At 70.8% G+C, this 19943-nt stretch carries 16 protein-coding genes and 1 pseudogene; 6 read left to right on the forward strand and 11 right to left on the reverse strand.

Features of this window, described 5'->3' with window-relative positions:
* Positions 1-253: pseudogene (locus XM48_RS18290) on the forward strand (hypothetical protein); the annotation flags it as partial.
* Here the strand turns inward: XM48_RS18290 and XM48_RS10065 are convergent.
* From XM48_RS10065 to XM48_RS17920, 3 genes are all read right to left on the reverse strand, one after another.
* Complete coding sequence (locus tag XM48_RS10065) at positions 235-1041, reverse strand: nitrilase-related carbon-nitrogen hydrolase (RefSeq protein WP_046455688.1); 807 nt, start codon at positions 1039-1041, stop codon at positions 235-237. The pseudogene XM48_RS18290 and the gene XM48_RS10065 overlap by 19 nt on opposite strands.
* 17 nt (positions 1042-1058) lie before the next feature.
* Positions 1059-2381, reverse strand: coding sequence for a tyrosine--tRNA ligase (gene tyrS, locus XM48_RS10070; protein WP_304413616.1), 1323 nt, complete (start codon positions 2379-2381; stop codon positions 1059-1061).
* Between the two features lie 350 nt (positions 2382-2731).
* Positions 2732-3400 (reverse strand): hypothetical protein, encoded by a 669-nt coding sequence (locus tag XM48_RS17920; protein ID WP_156175018.1) that lies wholly within the window; start codon positions 3398-3400, stop codon positions 2732-2734.
* A gap of 153 nt (positions 3401-3553) precedes the next feature.
* On the opposite strand from XM48_RS17920, the gene XM48_RS10075 reads away from it, so the two are divergent.
* A complete protein-coding gene (locus XM48_RS10075; RefSeq protein ID WP_046455690.1) occupies positions 3554-4258 on the forward strand; it encodes an ABC transporter ATP-binding protein in 705 nt (234 codons plus the stop codon).
* The gene (locus XM48_RS10080; protein ID WP_052961433.1) at positions 4255-5589 is read left to right on the forward strand and encodes an FtsX-like permease family protein; all 1335 of its coding nucleotides are present in this window, start codon (positions 4255-4257) and stop codon (positions 5587-5589) included. Before XM48_RS10075 ends, XM48_RS10080 begins: the two co-directional genes overlap by 4 nt.
* Before the next feature lie 71 nt (positions 5590-5660).
* Here XM48_RS10080 and argH read toward each other — a convergent pair whose 3' ends face one another.
* From argH to XM48_RS10100, 4 genes are read right to left on the reverse strand one after another with little or no spacing between them, the layout of a single operon-like run.
* Positions 5661-7082 carry an argininosuccinate lyase gene (argH, locus tag XM48_RS10085; protein ID WP_046455691.1) on the reverse strand — a complete coding sequence of 474 codons (1422 nt, stop codon included), beginning with the start codon at positions 7080-7082 and terminating at the stop codon, positions 5661-5663.
* Complete coding sequence (gene argF / locus XM48_RS10090) at positions 7079-8005, reverse strand: ornithine carbamoyltransferase (RefSeq protein WP_046455692.1); 927 nt, start codon at positions 8003-8005, stop codon at positions 7079-7081. The genes argH and argF overlap by 4 nt, the downstream gene beginning before the upstream one ends.
* Positions 8006-8048: 43 nt before the next feature.
* Positions 8049-8693, reverse strand: a complete 645-nt coding sequence (locus XM48_RS10095) for a hypothetical protein (RefSeq protein ID WP_046455693.1) — start codon at positions 8691-8693, stop codon at positions 8049-8051.
* A gap of 9 nt (positions 8694-8702) precedes the next feature.
* Positions 8703-9260: a TetR/AcrR family transcriptional regulator gene (locus XM48_RS10100; protein WP_046455694.1), complete on the reverse strand. Its 558-nt coding sequence runs from the start codon at positions 9258-9260 to the stop codon at positions 8703-8705.
* 203 nt (positions 9261-9463) lie between these two features.
* On the opposite strand from XM48_RS10100, the gene XM48_RS10105 reads away from it, so the two are divergent.
* Positions 9464-10534 (forward strand): hypothetical protein, encoded by a 1071-nt coding sequence (locus XM48_RS10105; RefSeq protein ID WP_046455695.1) that lies wholly within the window; start codon positions 9464-9466, stop codon positions 10532-10534.
* Between the two features lie 98 nt (positions 10535-10632).
* Here the strand turns inward: XM48_RS10105 and typA are convergent, their stop codons facing one another.
* The 3 genes from typA to XM48_RS10120 all read right to left on the reverse strand — a co-directional run bounded on the left by typA (position 10633) and on the right by XM48_RS10120 (position 15291).
* Positions 10633-12543 carry a translational GTPase TypA gene (gene typA, locus XM48_RS10110; protein WP_046455696.1) on the reverse strand — a complete coding sequence of 637 codons (1911 nt, stop codon included), beginning with the start codon at positions 12541-12543 and terminating at the stop codon, positions 10633-10635.
* 237 nt (positions 12544-12780) lie between these two features.
* Positions 12781-14220: an amino acid permease gene (locus tag XM48_RS10115; RefSeq protein ID WP_046455697.1), complete on the reverse strand. Its 1440-nt coding sequence runs from the start codon at positions 14218-14220 to the stop codon at positions 12781-12783.
* 51 nt (positions 14221-14271) lie between these two features.
* Positions 14272-15291 (reverse strand): arginase family protein, encoded by a 1020-nt coding sequence (locus XM48_RS10120; RefSeq protein WP_084821111.1) that lies wholly within the window; start codon positions 15289-15291, stop codon positions 14272-14274.
* A gap of 126 nt (positions 15292-15417) precedes the next feature.
* Here XM48_RS10120 and hutH point away from each other — a divergent pair, with 126 nt between their 5' ends.
* On the forward strand, positions 15418-16989 hold the full coding sequence (gene hutH, locus XM48_RS10125) for a histidine ammonia-lyase (RefSeq protein ID WP_046455698.1): 1572 nt from the start codon (positions 15418-15420) through the stop codon (positions 16987-16989).
* A 150-nt stretch (positions 16990-17139) separates the two neighbouring features.
* The gene (locus tag XM48_RS10130) at positions 17140-17928 is read left to right on the forward strand and encodes an IclR family transcriptional regulator (protein ID WP_046455699.1); all 789 of its coding nucleotides are present in this window, start codon (positions 17140-17142) and stop codon (positions 17926-17928) included.
* Between the two features lie 94 nt (positions 17929-18022).
* On the opposite strand, the gene XM48_RS10135 is transcribed toward XM48_RS10130, so the two are convergent.
* Positions 18023-19924 carry a heavy metal translocating P-type ATPase gene (locus tag XM48_RS10135; protein WP_046455700.1) on the reverse strand — a complete coding sequence of 634 codons (1902 nt, stop codon included), beginning with the start codon at positions 19922-19924 and terminating at the stop codon, positions 18023-18025.
* Positions 19925-19943: the final 19 nt, after the last annotated feature.

Genomic DNA, 19943 nt, shown 5'->3' on the forward strand with positions numbered 1-19943 from the left:
GGTGCCCGAGGAGAAGAGCGAGCGCTACGCGGCGAAGCTGCAGCGGGTCGAGCGCATGGCCCGGCGCACGGCAGCGGACCTGGAGCACGCGCAGACGCAGAGCTTCGGCTGGCGCGGCGCCTTCATCCTCGGCTGGAGCGGTATGCGGGGCGTGGTCACGCTCGCGCACGATCTCGGGCGTGTCCCGTTGATTTCCCGCGGATTCCGGTTTCCCGGGGCGGGAGAAGCCGTATCTCAGGACCAGCGGCGGTAGATCTCAGGGCGCCGATCCGCCAGGTAATCGGCGGCTCCCGGCCGTGCCTCGGCACGATCTGGGATCTCGACGATCAGCAGTTCGCTGCCGCGCCCGGCCATCCCCAGCACGGCCCCCTCCGGGCCGGCCACCGTACTGAGCCCGGCGAAGCCGGCGGTCGGCTCGTCGAGCGGGGCATCCGCCGAGCGCGCGTGGTCGGCGTACGCCACCACGAGGCGGTTCTCGGCGGCGCGGGCCCGCACCAGCACCTCGGCGACGTAATCGGACTCGCCGTCGATGGCGGTCGGGACCAGCAGCAGGTCCGCCCCGCGCGTGGCCAGCGCCCGCGCGGGTTCCGGGAACTCGATGTCGTAGCAGATCTGGAACGCGACCCGACGGCCGTTCCACTCGGCGATGCGCGGCTCCGCGTCGGACGCGGTGAAGGCGAGGCGCTCCTCGGCTCCCCACAGGTGCACCTTCTCGTACCGGAGCACCTCCGCTCCCCCGCGGTCCCAGAGGCCGGCGGCGATCGAGAAACCGCCGTCCATCCGCGCCGCGGGGAACCCCGCGGCTACGGCGATCCCGCGCGCGGCGGCGATCCGGGACAGCTCTGCGGGGAACTCGGCGACGCGTTCGGGGGTCAACCAGGATGCGAGCGAGCGCGGCACGTATCCGGTGACGAAGAGCTCCGGCGCGAGCAGCAGTTCGGCACCGGCATCGAGCGCGGCGGCCGCCGCCGCATCGATCGCCGAGAGGTTCCTCTCGGGATCGAGCGGAGCCGCCTCCGCCTGCATCAGTGCGATCCGCATGCTCGCGCTCCGGAGAGTCAGTCCTGTGCGACCCGGACGCCGGCGAGCGTCTTCTTGCCGCGGCGCAGCACGGCGAAACGCCCGTGCAGCAGATCGGATTCGGTGAGCACCGCGTCGTCCGCGACGAGCTGCACGTTGTTGACGTAGACCCCGCCCTGCGCGATCGCGCGACGGGCCTCGCCCAGGCTGGCCACGAGCCCGGCGTCGACCATGAGCTGGACGATCGCAGTGCCCGCAATGGCCTCCGCCGTCTTGAGCTCCCCGAGCGCGCCGGTCAGCGTCTGCAGATCGAGCGTCGCCAGATCGCCCCGGCCGAACAGCGCCTCGGATGCGTCGATCGCGCCCTGCGTCGCGGTCGAACCGTGCACGAGCGTCGTCACCTCGAGGGCGAGTCGCTTCTGCGCGGCGCGGCGGAACGGCTCCTCCTCGACCTGGCGCGCGTAGTCCTCGATCTCGGCGCGCGACAGGAACGTGAAGACCTTGAGCCGGTCGATCACGTCGGCGTCGGCCTGGTTGAGCCAGAACTGGTAGAAGGTGTAGGGCGAGCACATCTCGGCATCGAGCCAGATCGCGTTGCCCTCGCTCTTGCCGAACTTGGTGCCGTCCGAGTTCGTGATCAGCGGGGTGCCGATCGCGTGCGCCGACTGCCCCTCGACCTTGCGGATCAGATCGGTGCCGCTCGTCAGGTTGCCCCACTGATCGCTGCCGCCGGACTGCAGCTTGCAGTCGTACTGGCGGAAGAGCTCGAGGAAGTCGAAGCCCTGCAGGATCTGGTAGCTGAACTCGGTGTAGCTGATGCCCTCGTCCGAGTTCAGACGGGCCGAGACGGCGTCCTTCTTCAGCATGGTGCCGACGCGGAAGTGCTTGCCGATCTCGCGCAGGAAGTCGATCGCCGACAGCGGGGCCGTCCAGTCGAGGTTGTTGACGAGGCGCACCGCGTTCTCGCCCTCGCTCGAGAGGAACCGCGATACCTGCCCCTGGAGCCGGGTGACCCACTCCGCCACCGTGTCGCGGCTGTTCAGCGTGCGCTCGGCGGTGGGGCGGGGATCTCCGATCAGACCGGTCGATCCGCCGACCAGCCCGAGGGGCTTGTGCCCCTTGAGCTGGATGCGGCGCAGCAGCAGCAGTTGCACCAGGTTGCCGAGGTGCAGGCTGGGCGCCGTCGGATCGAAGCCGCAGTAATACGTGAACGGGGCGCCCTCGAAGAGTTCGGACAGGGCCCCGGCATCGGTCGAGACGTGGATCAGCCCGCGCCACTCCAGCTCGTCCCAGAGGGTCTCGAAGCTGTCGTCGTTGCGCTGGGCCGCCAGGATCTCGGCGCGCTCGTCTACTGCAGTCACGCTCGCCATCGTACCGGGTTCAGCGGTCGCGTCAGCTCGCGGCGCGAAGCTGGTTTCGGAACTGCGCACCCACGCGAGCGCGGGCCACTGAGGGGCCTGGGTCCGACGAGCGCTCACGATCATCCCGAAGGCCCAACCGAATGCGCCCCCGCAAGAGCCAGGCGCTCGCCTCCCCAGCGCCAATGATCGGATCAGGCGATATGGCGAGGCCCCTTCCCAGCCGCACAGGTGCATTAGGCAGGCCAAAACTGTGCTGGTTCCGCAAGGATCATCACAGCTCCAGCCCATTCGGCGCCGCCGAGTGGCGGCCCATCTGCTGCACTGCTTCCGCCCGCATTCTGCGCCTTGGCCTATTCAACGCTCGCTTCGGCGCCAAGGCGCTCAACCACGAGCGCGACACCCGCTCGTCGTACAAACCGATCCCTGCCGTACACAAAGGTCACCGTATTGACCCGATATTTTGGCGATGTCACCACGTCCCAGATGTCAGAGTCTCGGATCAGCCGAGGGAGTTCCCAAGGGTTCTGCCCCTGCTCCGCCTTTCGAAGGGTGAAAGGACGGAAGTGGATCCCCGGCGGCACCTCATCCAATTTCATCACGTAGGAAGCACCGTCTTGCGTGCACTCGACCACGAGATGCGAAGCTGAGAAATCGTTGCTGTTGCACAGCTCGATTCCCCAGAGCTTCCCATCGGATTCGAGGGCACCGTCCCGAAGGATTACCCAACGGGCGCGAATACCACACGCGATTGTTTCCTGCTTCATGCCCGTAGCAACGTCGAGGTCCTGCTGACGTATGCGCGCAAACTCAGCTTTGTCCTCGCTTCGCAAGCGCTCGTTCTCAGCACGATCCTCTTCCCGCAAACGCGCTTGCTCGTCGCGGTCCTCTTCTCGGTTTCGCGCGGCCTCCGCCTTGTCTTTCTTGCGCCATCGAAATACAACAACAGCTCCCAGAGCCGCCGCCGCCGCGAGGAGCGTCGCTACCGCCGTGACGCTATCCGGGTTCCAACCCCACTGCATGTCGCACCTTCCTTGTCATTCCCCCTCCCCAGTTCAATCATACCGGTCTGTCATCCGGTTGCAATTTCAACTCACAAAGGTCGGACCCCGGTGCCACGCGGTCGGCACCGCGGGCCGATCCGCGCGCGCTCACGGCGGAGGAGGCTGGATCCCATGACGAACACGATCCTGCAGGCCGTCGGCCTCACGCAGCAGTACGGACCGACCCGGGCGCTCGACGGCGTCTCCATCGCCTTCGCCGAGGGCACCGCGACCGCGATCATGGGCGCATCGGGGTCGGGCAAGACGACCCTGCTGCATGCGCTCGCCGGGATCCGCACCCCCGACACCGGCACCGTCCACTACGCGGGCTCCGAGATCAGCGGCCTCTCCGACGCAGACCGTAGCCGCCTGCGCCGCGAGCACTTCGGCTTCGTGTTCCAGCAGGGCCTGCTCGTGCCTGAGCTCACCGCGGTCGAGAACGTCGCCCTCGCACTGATGCTGAACGGCACCCCGCGTCGTCAGGCGATCGGGCCCGCGGCCCAGTGGCTCGCGGCGCTCGGCCTCGCGGGCCTCGAGGATCGCCGCATCGGCGAGCTCTCGGGCGGCCAGGCGCAGCGCGTCGCCATCGCCCGAGCGCAGGTCACCGGCGCGCGCATCGTCTTCGCCGACGAGCCGACCGGCGCCCTCGACTCCGTCACCTCCGACGAGGTCATGAACGCGCTGCTCGGGTCGACCGTCGGACGCGGTCAGACGCTCGTGGTCGTGACCCACGATCCCTCGGTCGCCGCCCGCTGCCAGCGGGTCGTGACCGTGCGCGACGGTCGCATCGTCGCGGATCAGCCCACCCAACCGGCCGCCGCGGGGGTGTCCCAGTGATCCTCCGGGTACTCCCCCTGCTGTCCCGGCCGAGCCGCCAGGGCGCGAGCGCCCTCGTCCTGCCGGCGGTCGCGTTCCTCAGCGTGACCGCGCTGCTCGCCATCGTGCTCGGCGGCGCGCAGACCTTCTGGGGCTACTCCGACGAACTCGCGCCCATGTACTGGGCGTTCACCGTCATCGCGCTCGTGCTGCTGATCGTGCCGCTGCTGTCGCTCGGCGCCGCCGCGGCGCGGCTCTCGGCCCGCCGTCGCGACGAGCGCCTCGCGATCCTGCGGCTGCTCGGCGCGACCGGCCGCAGCACCGCGGGTCTCGCGGTCGTCGAGGCCGCCGGCATCGCTCTGATCGGATCGCTGCTCGGCACCGGGCTCGCCTACGCCCTGTCTCCGCTGATCGGGCTGATCCCGTTCCGCGGCGAGCCGCTCGGTGCGGCGGGCGTCGCGCTCCCGCTCTGGGCCTCCGGCCTGCTCGTGCTCGGCGTCGTGCTCGTCGCGACCGTCAGCGCGATCTCGAGCCTGCGCCGTGTCATCATCTCGCCCCTCGGTGTCGCGCTCAAGCAGTCGGCGCCCAAGGTGCCGTGGGTGCAGGCGCTCGTCGCCGTCGCGGCGATCCTGATCGCGTCGTTCGTCGTCAGCAACATCGGCGGCCTCGGCCAGGCCGGCGGAGTCATGGCCCTCATCGCAGGGCTCGGCATCTGCTTCGGCATCGCCCTGCTCGCGCTCGACCTCATCGGCGCCTGGGTGCTGTCGCTCTTCGGCAAAGGCAAGGCCCGCCGCGCGCAGCGCCCGGCCGACCTGATCGCGGCGCGGCTCGTGCTCGAATCGCCCCGCGCGGCCTGGCGCCAGGTGTCCGGCGTCGCCATGTCGAGCTTCATGGCGGTGTTCGCCGGATCCGGGATCGCGCTCATGAGCATGGCCGACGCGGAGGCCGGAGATCTCGTGGGCCCCGAGCGCTTCCTCATCGGAGACATCCGCACCGGCATCGCCATCACGGTCATCGGGACGTTCCTCATGGTCGCCTGCTCGGTCGGGGTGAATCAGGCCGCCCAGATCCTCGACCGACGCGACGTCGCCCGTTCGCTCGACATCATGGGCACCCCGATCGCGGTGCAGGACGCCGCCCGCCGCAAGGCGACCATGCTGCCGCTGCTGCTCGCGTCGGTGGGATCCGCGATCCTCGCGGCCGTGCTGCTGTTCCCGCTGGTAGGGATCGCGGTGATCGTCGCACCGCTCTCGCTCGCCGTGACGCTGTCGACCGTCGCGGTCGGGATCCTCGTCGTCGCCGCCGCACTGCTCGCGACGCGACCGCTGCTGCGGGCCTCCGTGCGGAGCTGATCCGCACGGCTTTCGGAAACGCAGCGAGGGGGTGCCGGTCGACCGGCACCCCCTCGCTGCGTTCGCGGACGTCAGACGCTGCGGAACTCGCCGATCCGCTCGGCGAGACGCGCCAGCTGCTCGTCGACCCGCACCCGAGCGGTACCGCCGGCACCGGTGCGCGAGTTGACGGATCCCTCGATCGTGAGCACGTCGCGCACGCCCGGGGTGAGGTGCGGGGAGACCTGGCTCAGCTGCTCGTCGCTCGGCTCGTGCAGTTCGAGCCCGCGCTCCTCGCAGAAGCGGACGAGCTCGCCCGAGATCTCGTGCGCGTCGCGGAAGATCACGCCCTGCTTGACGAGCCACTCGGCCACGTCGGTGGCGAGCGAGAAGCCCTGCGGGGCGAGCTCGGCCATGCGCTCGGTGTCGAAGCTCATGGTCGCGACCATGCCCGTGAACGCCGGCAGCAGCAGCTCGAGCTGCGCGACCGAGTCGAACACCGGCTCCTTGTCCTCCTGCAGGTCGCGGTTGTACGCGAGCGGCAGGCCCTTGAGCGTCGCGAGCAGGCCGGTCAGGTTGCCGATCAGGCGGCCCGACTTGCCGCGCGCGAGCTCGGCGATGTCCGGGTTCTTCTTCTGCGGCATGATCGACGATCCCGTCGAGTAGCCGTCGTGCAGGCGGACGAAGCCGAACTCCTTGGTGTTCCAGAGGATGATCTCCTCCGAGAAGCGCGAGAGGTCGATGCCGATCTGCGCGCAGATGAACGCGAACTCCGCGACCACGTCGCGCGCCGCGGTACCGTCGATCGAGTTCTCGAGCGGATCGCCGAGGCCGAGCTCCGCCGCGACGAGGCGCGGGTCGAGTCCAAGGGAGGATCCGGCGAGCGCGCCGCCGCCGTAGGGCGAGGCGCTGGCGCGGTGGCCCCAGTCGCGCAGGCGCTCCAGGTCGCGCACGATCGGCCACGCGTGCGCGGCCAGCTGGTGGGCGAGGAGCACCGGCTGCGCGTGCTGCAGGTGGGTGCGGCCCGGCAGGATCGCGTCGGCGTGCGCGAGCGCCTGGTCGAGGATCGCGCCCACGAGGTCGAGCAGCAGGCTGCGGATCGCGTCGGCGTGGTCGAGCAGGTAGAGGCGCACGAGCGTCGCGATCTGGTCGTTGCGGCTGCGGCCCGCTCGGAGCTTGCCCCCGAGCTGCACGCCCGCGATGTCGATCAGGCCGCGCTCGAGCGCGGAGTGCACGTCCTCGTCTTCGTCGCCGGGGAGGAACGCTCCCTCGGCGACCCGACTCGACAGCTCGTCGAGCGCGTCGCGCATGCGCTTCAGCTCGTCGTCGTCGAGGTAGCCCGCGGCGGCGAGCGCCGTGGCGTGCGCGCGGGATCCGCGGATGTCGTACTGCGCGAGCGCCCAATCGAAGTGGGTCGACTTCGACAGCGCGGTGAGCGCGGGGGCGGGGCCGCTGGCGAAGCGTCCGCCCCAGAGGGCTCCGGCTTCGGCGGCGCGGTTCGTGTTCTCGGTCATGCGTCTTCCTTCAACAGCCAGGTCATCAGCGCCTTCTGCGCGTGCAAACGGTTCTCGGCCTCGTCCCACACCACGCTCTGCGCGCCGTCGATCACCTCGGGGGCGACCTCGTACTCGCGGTATGCGGGGAGGCAGTGCAGGAAGATGGCGTCGGACTTCGCCTGCGCCATCAGCTCGGGGGTCACCCGGTACGCGCCGAAGGTCTCGATGCGCTCGGCTTTCTCGCTCTCCTGGCCCATCGACACCCAAGTGTCGGTGATCACGGCGTCGGCCCCGGCGACCGCGGCGGCCGGGTCGGTGAGCACGGTCACGCTGCCGCCCGTGCGCGCAGCGATCGCCTCGGCCTCGGCGATGATGTCGGCGCGGGGATGGTACCCCGCGGGGCCGGCGACGCGGATGTGCATGCCCGCCGTCGCGAAGCCGAGCAGGTAGGAGTGCCCCATGTTGTTGGCGGCATCGCCGACGTAGGTCGCCGTGAGGCCGGCGAGCTCGCCCTTCTGCTCGCGGATCGTCTGCAGATCCGCGAGGATCTGGCAGGGGTGGAAGTCGTCGGAGAGCGCGTTGATGACGGGCACCCGCGAGTGCTCGGCCATCTCCACGAGCCCCGCGTGCTCGAAGGTGCGCCACACGATCAGGTCGACCATGCGCGAGATCACCTTGGCGGTGTCGGAGATCGTCTCCTTCACGCCGAGCTGCGCCTCCCCCGGGTTCACGATCAGGGCGGAACCGCCGAGATCGGCGATGCCCGTCGCGAAGCTGAAGCGGGTGCGCGTCGAGGTCTTGTCGAAGATCACCGCAGCCGTGCGCGGACCTTCGAGCGGCCGCTCCGCGAATCGGTCCTGCTTCAGTCGTGCGGCGAGGTCGAGGACCTCCCGCTGCTCGGCCGGGCTCAGGTCGTCATCGCGCAGGAAATGTCGGTTCACGCGACCAGCCTAGTCGCGCGGCGGGGCCCCGCGATCCTCCGGGCTAGGGCAGCAGGGTCGCGAGCACCACCGGATCGCTCTGCCCCGGCCAGCTCACCCGCAGCGCGTAGGCGTCGCCCGGTTCGCGACCGGGAGCGGCGACCCGGTGCAGCACGAGCATCGCGGTGCCGTTCTCGGCGCGGCTCGACTCCCCCAGGTCGACGACGCTCGCGTCGGCGAGGTCCGGGACCGCGTCCCGCGACGAGCCGCTGCCCTGGATGCGGGTGTGCACCGCGCGCTCGACGACGTTGCCCGCGGCATCCTGCGCGAACTCCGCGGCCTCGTGCCCGCCGTGGACCATCACTTCGGCGATCACCGCCCGGAACACCGGGTCCCCCATGGCGTCGCTCGCCCACCGCTTGCCGAGCACGCCGTGCTGCATCACGCCGACGAGGAAGGCGTCTCCGCCCTCGACCGCCTCTTCGAGCGGTGCCCCGCGATAGCTGAGCGGCACGTGGTAGACGGTGTCGTCGCCCGCGGTGAAGAGGTGCCCCTCGAGCCCGACCTCGCCAGCCGGATCGTCGAGCCGGTACGCGCCCACCCGCTCGAGCTTCGTCGCGTCGCCGTGGAACCAGGGCTGCGTGGGCAGCCATGCCGCCAGCAGTTCGTACTTCGAGGGGACCAGGGTCGTCTCGTGCATGAGTGCCATGGGGCGATCCTACGGCGCGAGCCCGCGCAGGTACACCTCGACGATCCACTCCCGCTGACCGGGCAGCAGCTCGTCGGCGTGCACCGGAAGCGGCCGGGAGATCATGGCGAGTCCGGCGAAGAACCGGGGCGGCTCGACCCCTTCACGCAGCAGCCCGGCTCGAACGGCTCGATCCAGCACGTCCACGAGCCCGGCGAGGATCCGATCGCGCATCGCCATCGCGTCGAGGACGAGGCCGGCGCGCTCCGCGTACGGGGCCAGCTGGAACGCCAGAGCCCCGAACTCGAGGGCGGCGATGTCGCGCACGAAGGCGGTCCAAGCGGCAGCGGGGTCATCGTCCCAGGCGCCGAGACAGGCGTCCGAGAGCGCGCCGACTCGCCGCTCGACCTCTCCGATCACCCCGCGCACCAGGTCCTCGCGAGCCGGGAAGTTCCGGTACAGCGTCCCGATTCCGACACCGGCCTCGGTCGCCACGGTGCGCAGCGAGATCCCGGCGCCGTGCTCGGCGAAGAGCCGCCAGGCGGTATCGAGCAGGTCGCGGCGATTCGCCTCGGCATCGGCTCGCATCTGGCTCCTCCTCGGATCCGGGCTCCGCCCGCTTGATCATCGTCCGCGCTGTCCATCCGACCGTCGGGTCCCGATCGCACGGTGCTCCCATGCTCCCGGAACCGGGCGCGGAACGCCAACTTGCCAGGGTCGAAACGGAGCGTTATGCTCCACTTTATCGAAGCGGAGCAAAATGCTCCACTTTTGTTCGACTGGAGATCCCGATGCCCGAATCCACCACCGCCCCATCGACCGCGGCGGGATCCGCACCCGGCGCGACCGGAACCTCCGGTGCCGCAGATCGCGGCACTACCGCGTCCCCGGCGTCCAAGCCGTGGCTCAAGGTCTTCGGCGTCATCGTCGGGCTCACGCTCGCGGTCTCCGCGATGGTGCTCGCGTTCCTCGCCCCCGCCATCAACTCCGGACCGCACGACCTCCCCATCGCGATCAGCGGCCCCGCCGCCGCGACCGAGCCCCTGCGCGCCGCGCTCGACCAGAAGCAGCCCGGCGCCTTCGATTTCACCGAGCGCGAAACCCTCGACTCCGTCGCCGACGCCGTGCACGACCGCGACGCGGTCGGCGGCATCAGCATCACCGGCGCGGGCACCGCCACCATCACGGTCGCCGGTGGCGCCGGCGCCCCCTACGGCCCACTCATGCGCGGGATCGGCACCGCCCTCGAAGCGCAGGGCCTGAAGGTCTCGATCGACGACATCGCCCCGCTGACCGCCGAGGACCCCAACGGGTCGGGCCTCGCGGCACTCGGCCTCCCGCTCGCCTTCGGCGGCATGATCTCGGCCGTGCTGCTCTCGACCCTGCTCCGCCACCGACCCGTGCACCGCCTCATCGGTTCGGTGCTCGCATCGATCGCCGTCGGCTTCGCGGTGACCGCGATCCTCCAGTTCGGCTTCGGATCGATCGATGGCGACTACGTACTCACCTCGCTCGCGCTCGGCCTCGGCGTCTCCGCGATCTCGCTCTTCGTGCTCGGCATGGAATCCCTCTTCGGGTACGCCGGACTCGGTATCGGCGGCATCACCATGATGTTCATCGCCAACCCGCTGGCGGGCATGGCGAGCGGCTGGCAGTGGCTCCCCGACCCCTGGGGGTTCATCGGCCAGCTGCTCCCCATCGGCGCATCCGGCACGCTGCTCCGGTCCACCGCGTTCTTCGACGGGCACGGAACCGGCATGCCAGTGCTGGTGCTGGGCTGCTGGGCCGCGCTCGGGATCCTGCTCGTCGGAGCGAGCGCGATCCGCAAGCGCCCGGCCCGGGCTCGGGCCCGGGCCGTCTGAGCGGCGCGCTGCCCGGAGAACGAAGAACGGGGCCCCGACGACCATTCGGTCGTCGGGGCCCCGTTCCGTTCCAGGCCCGCGCTGCGGGCCTCGGCGGGTTACTTCGCGAGCTGCTGCTTGAGACGCGACGCCGCGCGTGCGCGCAGGCTCGCCTCGAGCTCCACCTTGCGGATGCGGACGACCTCGGGGGTCACCTCGACGCACTCGTCCTCGCGGGCGAACTCCAGGCACTCCTCGAGCGTCAGAACGCGCGGCGGGGTCATCGACTCGAAGGAGTCGGCCGTCGACGAACGCATGTTCGTCAGCTTCTTCTCCTTGGTGATGTTCACGTCCATGTCCTCGGAACGCGAGTTCTCACCGATGACCATACCCTCGTACACCTCTGCGGTGGGCTGCACGAAGAAGGTCATGCGCTCCTGCAGGTTGATGAGCGAGAACGGGGTGACGACGCCCGCGCGGTCGGCGACGATCGACCCGTTGTTGCGGGTGACGATGGGGCCGGCCCACTCGTCGTAGCCGTGCGAGATCGCGTTCGCGATACCGGTGCCGCGGGTCGTGGTCATGAACTCCGAGCGGAAGCCGATCAGGCCGCGCGACGGGACGATGAACTCCATGCGCACCCAGCCGGTGCCGTTGTTCACCATGTTCTCCATGCGGCCCTTGCGCGCCGCGAGCAGCTGCGTGATCGCGCCGAGGTGCTCCTCGGGGGTGTCGATCGTGAGGTGCTCGTAGGGCTCGTGGGTCTTGCCGTCGACCTGCTTCGTGACCACCTGCGGCTTGCCGACGGTCAGCTCGAAGCCCTCACGACGCATGTTCTCGACGAGGATGGCGAGCGCGAGCTCGCCGCGGCCCTGCACCTCCCAGGCGTCGGGGCGCTCGGTGTTGAGCACGCGGAGCGAGACGTTGCCGATGAGCTCGCGATCGAGGCGGTCCTTGATCATGCGGGCGGTCAGCTTGTGGCCCTTGACCTTGCCGACGAGCGGCGAGGTGTTCGCACCGATGGTCATCGAGATGGCGGGCTCATCGACCGTGATGGTCGGCAGCGGACGCACGTCCTCGGCGTCGGCGATGGTCTCGCCGATGGTGATGTCCTCGATGCCGGCGATCGCGACGATATCGCCGGGGCCCGCCTTCTCGGCCGGGTAGCGGGTGAGCGCCTTGGTGAGCATGAGCTCGGTGATGCGCACGTTCTGGACGGTGCCGTCCTGCTTCACCCACGCGACGGTCTCGCCCTTGTGGATCCAGCCGTTGTGCACGCGGAGCAGCGCGATACGGCCGAGGAACGGCGACGAGTCGAGGTTGGTGACGTGCGCCTGCAGCGGGTGCTCGTCATCGAAGCTCGGCGCGGGGACGCGCTCGATGATGGTCTCGAACAGGGGCTCGAGATCCGGGTTGTTCGGCAGCTCGCCGTCGCCGGGACGCTCGTGCGACGCGGCGCCCGCGCGGCCCGAGAGGTAGACGGTCGGCACGTCGAGCACGGCGTCGACGTCGATGTCCGGGTGATCCTCGGAGAGGTCGGAGGCCAGGCCGAGCAGCAGGTCCTGGGCCTCGCCCTCGACCTCCTCGATGCGGGCGTCGGGACGGTCGGTCTTGTTCACCGCGAGGATCACGGGGAGGTGCGCCTCGAGCGCCTTGCGCAGCACGAAGCGGGTCTGGGGCAGCGGGCCCTCGGACGCGTCGACGAGCAGCACGACGCCGTCGACCATGGACAGCGCGCGCTCGACCTCGCCGCCGAAGTCCGCGTGACCCGGGGTGTCGACCACGTTGATGACGATGGGGCCGTTCTTCGCGTGCTCGCCCTCGTAGGAGATGGCGGTGTTCTTCGCGAGGATCGTGATGCCCTTCTCGCGCTCGAGATCGTTCGAGTCCATGACCCGATCGTCGACCTCGGCGTGCGCGTCGAAGGAGTTGGTCTGGCGCAGCATGGCGTCGACGAGCGTGGTCTTGCCGTGGTCGACGTGCGCGACGATTGCGACGTTCCGGAGGTCTTCGCGGGTGGCAAGAGCCATAAGCAGTGGTGTCCTAACGAGACGGAGAGACGGCGTCGGCGGAGCGGGATGCCGGGACATCGGAGGCACGCGAAACGTGCCGGACGTCACAAGGCCGACGTGCAATTGTAACGGATCGAGGTGAATCGCACATCACCTGCCGGATCCGCACCCAAACGCCCGGCCAACGCACAATTGACACGGATGGGAGTGAATCGCACATCACCTGCCGGATCCGCGCTCGGATGCGCGGGCGACTCAGTCGTCGACGATCACGCCGATCGGAGCCGTCTCATCGACGAGCTCGTGCCGCTGCCGCCCCTTGCCGCGCACCAGCGCGAAGTACCCGACGAGCAGCAACGCGATCCAGATGATCCCGACCACGAGCGCGGGCCGGGTGTCCTCCATCACGCCGATCATCACGATGACGAATCCGATGAAGACGATCGTCGCGATCGAGGCCGCCGGCCACAGGGGCACGGGGAACTCGCTCGGCAGGCGACCGTCGCGATCGATCTCCCGCTTCATGCGTACGTGGGCGACGAGGATCATGAGCCAGACCAGCACCGTCGCGAAGGTCGCGAGGGCGGCGATGAGGAAGAAGATCTGGTCGGGGAACAGCGCGTTCAGCACGACGCCGACGAGCAGCGCGCCGACCATGGTGACCACGGTCAGCCACGGCACTCCGGTGCGGGTGACGCGCATGAACGCCCGCGGCGCCTGCCCCTGCTCGGCGAGACCGTGCAGCATGCGCCCGGCGCCGAAGATGTCGGCGTTGATCGCCGAGAGGGCAGCGGTGATGACGACGGCATTGAGCACGTGCGCGGCACCGGTGAGGCCGAGGGTCTCGAAGATCGAGACGAACGGGCTCGCCTTGCCGTCGATCGTGTTCCACGGCTGCAGGCACATGATGATGCCGAGCGTCAGTACGTAGAAGAGCAGGATCCGGACCGGGACCGAGTTGATGGCCTTCGGGATCACGCGCTTCGGATCCTTGGCCTCGCCCGCGGTGATGCCGATCACCTCGGTGCCGCCGAACGCGAACATCACGACGGTGAAGGAGGCGAGCAGCCCCCAGACGCCGTTCGGCATGAAGCCGCCGTGGTCGACGAGATTGTGCAGGCCCGCGGCGTTCTCGGACTGCGTCGAGATGCCGAAGACGATGATCGCGATGCCACCCGCGATCATGAGGATGATCGCGACGATCTTGATGAGCGAGAACCAGAATTCGAGCTCTCCGAACACCTTGACGCTGATGAGGTTGAGCGCCGCGATGAAGAAGACGACCGCGAGCACCCAGATCCACCGCTCGACGTCGGGGAACCAGAACCCCATGTAGACGCCGAACGCGGTGACGTCGGCGAGCGCCACGACGAACATCTCGAAGGTGTAGGTCCACCCGGTGAGGAATCCGGCGAACGGCCCCACGTAGCGGGAGGCGTACTGGGCGAACGAGCCGGAGACCGGATGTCGCACGGCCATCTCGCCGAGCGCGCGCATCACCATGAACACGGCGGCGCCGCCGATCATGTAGGCGAGCAGCACCGCGGGGCCGGCGGCCTGGATCGCGCCGGCGGAGCCCATGAACAGGCCCGTACCGATGGCGGAGCCGAGCGCCATGAAGCGGATGTGCCGGGCGGTGAGGCCGCGCTTCAGCGCGGTGGGTGCGGGCGCACCCGTATCGAGCGTGGTGTCCATCTTCGGGTCCTTCGGGTCTGCGATCGGCGTGCGTCGGTCTGAGCGGAGGAGTTACCGCTGGAGGCGGTGGGCCAGGCCCACCGCGGCGTCGAGCACGCAGAGCGCCGCGAGGCGCACCGTGCGACCGTCGGCGGAGTCCGCCGTGGCGTCGATCTCGGCGAGGTCGATGCCGCGCACGCGCGGGTCCTCTGCGAAGAGCCGGGCGAAGCGTCGGAGCTCGTGCGCCTGGATGCCCCCGGGGATCGACGCGGGGCAGGCGGGCACTACCGAGCGGTCGCAGACGTCGACGTCCAGGTCGACGTGGATCGGGCCGCCTGCGGCGCCCGCGATCTCGAGCGACTCTGCGACGATATCGCGCAGCGGCCGGTCGTGGAGCTCGTCGCGGTGGATCACGGTGATGCCGAGGTCCTTCGCCCGCTGCCGGTAGGCGCGCGAGTTCGCGAAGTCGGCGATGCCGATCTGCACGATCCGGCGCGGATCGAGCCCCGCTTCGACGAGGCGGCGCACGGGCGATCCGTTGCTGCGGCCATCGCGCAGGTCGTGGTGCGCGTCGAGGGTGATGAGCCCGGCGGTGCCGAGTTCGTCACCGTACACGCCGAGCGCGGCCGGCACCGTGAGCGAGTTGTCGCCGCCGAGCGCGACGACGAGCTGCGCCCGGCGCGCGAGCTCGGCGACCGCCTCGGTCGCTGCGCGCTCCCCCGCCTCGGAATCGGGGTCGTGCAGATCCCCCGCGTCGACGATGCGCAGAGCCTCCTCGAGGATCAGCTCCGCCTCGTCTCCCCGCGCGCCCGGCGCGCCCTCGGTCACCGCGTGGCCGGAGTAGCGGCGCAGCGCCGCCCGGATCGCCGCCGGCGTCTCGTGCGCGTTGGTCGGCGAGAGCGAGGTCTGCGACACCGGGATCCCGACGAGGGCGAGGTCGACCTCCTGACCGGAGTCGGCGGGCCAGCCTCCCGTTCGCGGCCAGGCCGGGTCGACGGAGAGGCCGGCGGCTGCGGCCGTCTCGAATCCCTTCGGATCGACGGCGGGACGCGCGGCGAGGGCGCGGGCTGCGGTGATGGCGTCAGTGCTCATGGGGCGACCGTAGCAAGATTCGACGGCGGGTTCGGAGGGTGCGATCGCGGAGCCCGTCCGGGATACCGGACGGTTCGCGGGCGCACGCCCTGCCGCCGGGGCCGCGCGTGCGGTGGGATCGAAACCATGAACACCACTGCACCCGTGATCCTCGGCGAGGCCTCCCTGACCATCGCCGACGTCGTCTCCGTCGCCCGCAAGGACGCCCGCGTCGAGATCGGCGCCGGCGCCCTCGAACGCATCGCCGCCAGCCGCCAGGTCATCGAGGACCTCGCGAACGACACCCGCCCCCACTACGGCGTCTCGACCGGCTTCGGCGCGCTCGCCAAGGTCCAGATCCCCGTCGAGAAGCGCCAGCAGCTGCAGCGCAGCCTCATCCGCTCGCACGCGGCCGGAACCGGCGCCGAGGTCGAGCGCGAGGTCGTCCGCGCGCTCATGCTGCTCCGCCTCAACACCCTCGCCTCGGGCCGCACCGGTGTGCGCCCCGTCGTCGCCGAGACCTACGCCGCGATCCTCAACGCGGGCATCACCCCCGTCGTGCACGAGTACGGCTCGCTCGGCTGCTCGGGCGACCTCAGCCCCCTCGCCCACTGCGCGCTCACGCTGCTCGGCGAGGGCGACGTGCGCGTCTCGCAGGATCCCCACGACGCCCCGATCCCCGCGGCCGAGGCCCTCGCCGCGGCCGGGATCGAGCCGATCTCGCTCGTCGAGAAGGAGGGCCTCGCCCTCATCAACGGCACCGACGGCATGCTGGGCATGCTCAGCCTCGCGCTCACCGACCTCGCCGATCTGCTCCGCATCGCCGACGTCGCCGCGGCAGCATCGGTCGAGGCCCTCACCGGCACCGACGCCGTGTTCGCCGCCGACCTGCACGCGCTGCGCCCGCACCCGGGTCAGGCCGCCGCCGCCGCCAACATGGCCGCGGTGCTCGCGGAGTCGCACCTGATCCAGCGCCCGCAGGAGGGCGTGTTCACCCGTGTGCAGGACGCGTACTCGCTGCGCTGCGCCCCGCAGGTGCACGGCGCCGCCCGCGACACCGCCGCGTACGCGGCGCAGGTCGCATCGATCGAGCTGCGCTCGGCGGTCGACAACCCGGTCGTGCTGCCCGACGGCCGTGTCGAGTCGAACGGCAACTTCCACGGCGCACCCGTCGCGTACGTGCTCGACTTCCTCGCGATCGCCGTCGCCGACCTCGCGTCGATCAGCGAGCGCCGTACCGACCGGTTCCTCGACGTGTCGCGCAACCACGGGCTGCCCCCGTTCCTCGCGGCCGACGCCGGCCTCGACTCGGGCCTCATGATCGCCCAGTACACCGCGGCCGGCATCGTGTCGGAGCTGAAGCGGCTCGCCGCCCCGGCCTCGGTCGACTCGATCCCGTCCTCGGCCATGCAGGAGGATCACGTGTCGATGGGCTGGGCCGCCGGACGCAAGCTGCGTCGCTCGATCGACGGCCTCGGCCGCGTGCTCGCCATCGAGCTGCTCACCTCGACCCGCGCACTCGATTTCCGCGCCGCCCAGCCCGAGCACGGCGCCCCGGCGCCCGCCACGGCCGCGGTGCACGCCCTGTTCCGCACCGAGATCTCGGCGCCCGACACCGATTCGTTCCTGTCGCCGACCATCACTGCGGCGCACCGCTTCGTCGAGAGCGGTGCCGTGCTCGACGCGGTCGAGAGCGCACTCGGCGCGCCGCTCGCCTGAGCCCGCGCCTCTGCGGGCAGACTGTCCGCAGAGGCACCGGTGCGGGGAGACCCGCTCGATGCTCGGTGGCCCCGTCAGACGCGGGGCCGCCGGAACGGTGCCGCGCGCCGGGGGTCCGCACTGGGGGAACAGTGATTGAGAGGACGAACGATGTCTGACGACTCGCCGAAGGTTCCCGCCGCGGACCAGACCCTGCGGATCCTGAGCCTGCTCGCGAGCTCGCGCGGCCCCATGGCCGCGAGCATGATCGCGACGCAGCTCGGCCTGCCGCGATCCACCGTCTACCACCTGCTGGCCACGCTGCAGGAGCACGGCTTCGTCATGCACCTGCCCGAGGAGCGCCGCTACGGACTCGGCCTCGCCGCCGTCGAGCTGAGCTCGGCCTACGCGCGGCAGGAACCCCTCACGCGGATCGGGCGCCCCCTGCTCGCCGGCCTCGTCGACCGGCTCGGCATGAGCGGCCACCTCGCGGTGCCGCACGGCCGCGACGTGCTCTACGTGATCGAAGAGCGCGCGCCGGGATCCCCGCCCCTCATCACCGACGTCGATGTGCGCCTGCCCCTGCAGCTCACCGCGAGCGGGCGGGCGATCCTCGCCGCCCTGCCGAAGGCGCAGGTGCGCGCGCTCTTCCCGGATCGGGAGTCGTTCGTGCACCGCCACGAGGACCTCGAGGGCATCGACCGCTACTCGCGTCTCCGCACCGTGCTCGACGACACGAGCACCCGCGGCTACGCGCTCGAGCGCGGCTCGGTCACCGCGGGCCTCGCCTCGGTCGGCGTGCCCGTGCTCGACCACCGCGGCTGGCCGGTGGCCGCCATCGCGGTCACCTTCTCGGAATCGCGCGTGCCCGACGACGCGTACCCCGGCCTCGCGGCGGAGGTGCGCCGCACGGCCGAGACCCTCTCGACCCGCATCCACGGGCGCAGCGCGCGGGTGTAGCGCCCGAGCGCGAGCGCGGCACAGGCACGGGTGCAGCCGCAACCCCGACGAGGGGCACCTCGTTGAAGAACACCCGTCGAGCGGAAGAACCGCTTCAGCGCGAGCGGCTCCCACGGGGCGCGATCGCGCGCAGCGCGCCGAGGATCGCCGCGAGGTCCACGACCTCCTGCAGCCAGGCGCCGAGCAGCGCGGGCAGGAAGCCGAATGCCGCGACCAGCATCAGAGCGACGCTCATGACGATGCCCAGCCAGATGCTCTGCATCGCGATCCGCACCGTGTCCCGGCCGATCCGCACCGCGTCGGCGACGCCCGAGATCCGATCGAAGCGGTTGACCACGTCGGCGGACTCGCTCGCCGCGGTCGCGCCGCGCGCGCCCATCGCGAAGCCGACGTCCGCGGCTGCCAGCACCGGTGCGTCGTTCAAGCCGTCGCCGACCATCAGCAGGGGTCGCGGCTGCACGTGCGCCACGATCTCGACCTTGTCGGCGGGATGGCATTCGGCGTGCACCTCGTCGATGCCGAGGCGCTCCCCGATCGGTCGAGCCGTCGCGGCGACGTCGCCCGTCACGATGAGCATCCGCTCGACCCCGAGCGAGCGCAGTTCGGCGAGCGTCTCGGGCGCCTCGTCGCGCAGCCGATCGCGCATCACGATCGCCCCCGCGAATCGGTCGTCCAGCGCCGTGTAGATGGCGAGCTCGCCGGGCGCCAGGTCGACCCGCGCCAGGTCGGCCGCGGTTTCGGCGACCCATGCCGGCTTTCCGACCCGGACGACGGCCCCGGGCCGAGCGGCACCGGCCCCGCCCGCGGCGGCTCCCACCGCGGCGAGCTCGGCGGCCACCCCGTTGGTCGCGCTCTCCGAGGCCTCCTCGACGGCGAGCACGGCGAGCCCTCGGGCCTTCGCCGCATCGACCACCGCACCCGCGAGCACGTGCGACGAGTACACCTCGGCCGCCGCCGCGAGCTGCAGCACGTCGTCCTCGGTGAATCCCGGGGCGGCCACGACGCGCTGGAGCTGCGGCCGTCCGGTGGTGAGCGTACCCGTCTTGTCGAAGGCCGCGGACCGCACGCGCGCCAGCTGCTCCAGCGTGCCGCCGCCCTTCACGATGAGGCCCGACTTCGCGGCCCGGCTCATCCCGCCGAGGAACGCGACCGGAGCCGCGATCAGCAGCGGGCACGGTGTCGCCACGACGAGCACCTCGGCGAAGCGCACGGCCTCGCCGCTGACGGCCCAGGCGATGCCCGCGATGGCGAGCGACAGCACGGTGAAGGGCACGGCGTACCGGTCGGCCAGCCGCACGGTACGGGAGCGGCTCTGCTGCGCCTCGGAGACGAGCGCCACGATCTGCTGGTACTGGCTGTCGGCGGCGAGCGCCGAAGCCCGCATCCGAACCGCCGCGGCACCGTTCACGACGCCGCTCGCGATCTTCTCGCCGGATCGCCGCTCGACCGGGAGGCTCTCGCCGGTGAGGGACGACTCGTCGAACTGGGCGGAGGGGTCGAGCAGCACCGCGTCGACGGGTACGAGCTCGCCCGGACGCACGAGCAGCACGTCGCCGATCGCGATGTCGGAGATGTCGACGGTGTCGAGGCGTTCCCCGCCCGTCGCGTCCGGGTCCGGGTGCACGCGGGTGGCCTGCCGGGGCGCGCGCTGCAGCAGCGCGGTGAGCTCGCGCTTGGAGCGGTTCTCGGCGTAGTCCTCGAGCGCTTCACCGCCCGTGAGCATGAGCACGACGACGAGCGCCGCCCACGGCTCGCCGACCAGTACCGCGGCGACGATGGCCGTGACCGCGAGGATGTCGAGCCCCGCTTTGCCGCCGATCAGCGACCGGATCATGCCGACCGCCTGCCAGGCCGCGATGAGCAGCGCGTAGACGCCGACGAGGATCGGCGCCGCCGCTCTGGCCGGTGTGGCGAGGAGCACCAGGCCCACCGCGGCGACGAGCAGGGTGGTCGCGACCATCGGGTAGGCGCGCAGCGCGCGCTTCAGAGCCGTCATGGCTCCATTCTGCCCGGGC

Source organism: Leucobacter sp. Ag1 (assembly GCF_000980875.1).
Lineage (GTDB): Bacteria > Actinomycetota > Actinomycetes > Actinomycetales > Microbacteriaceae > Leucobacter > Leucobacter iarius.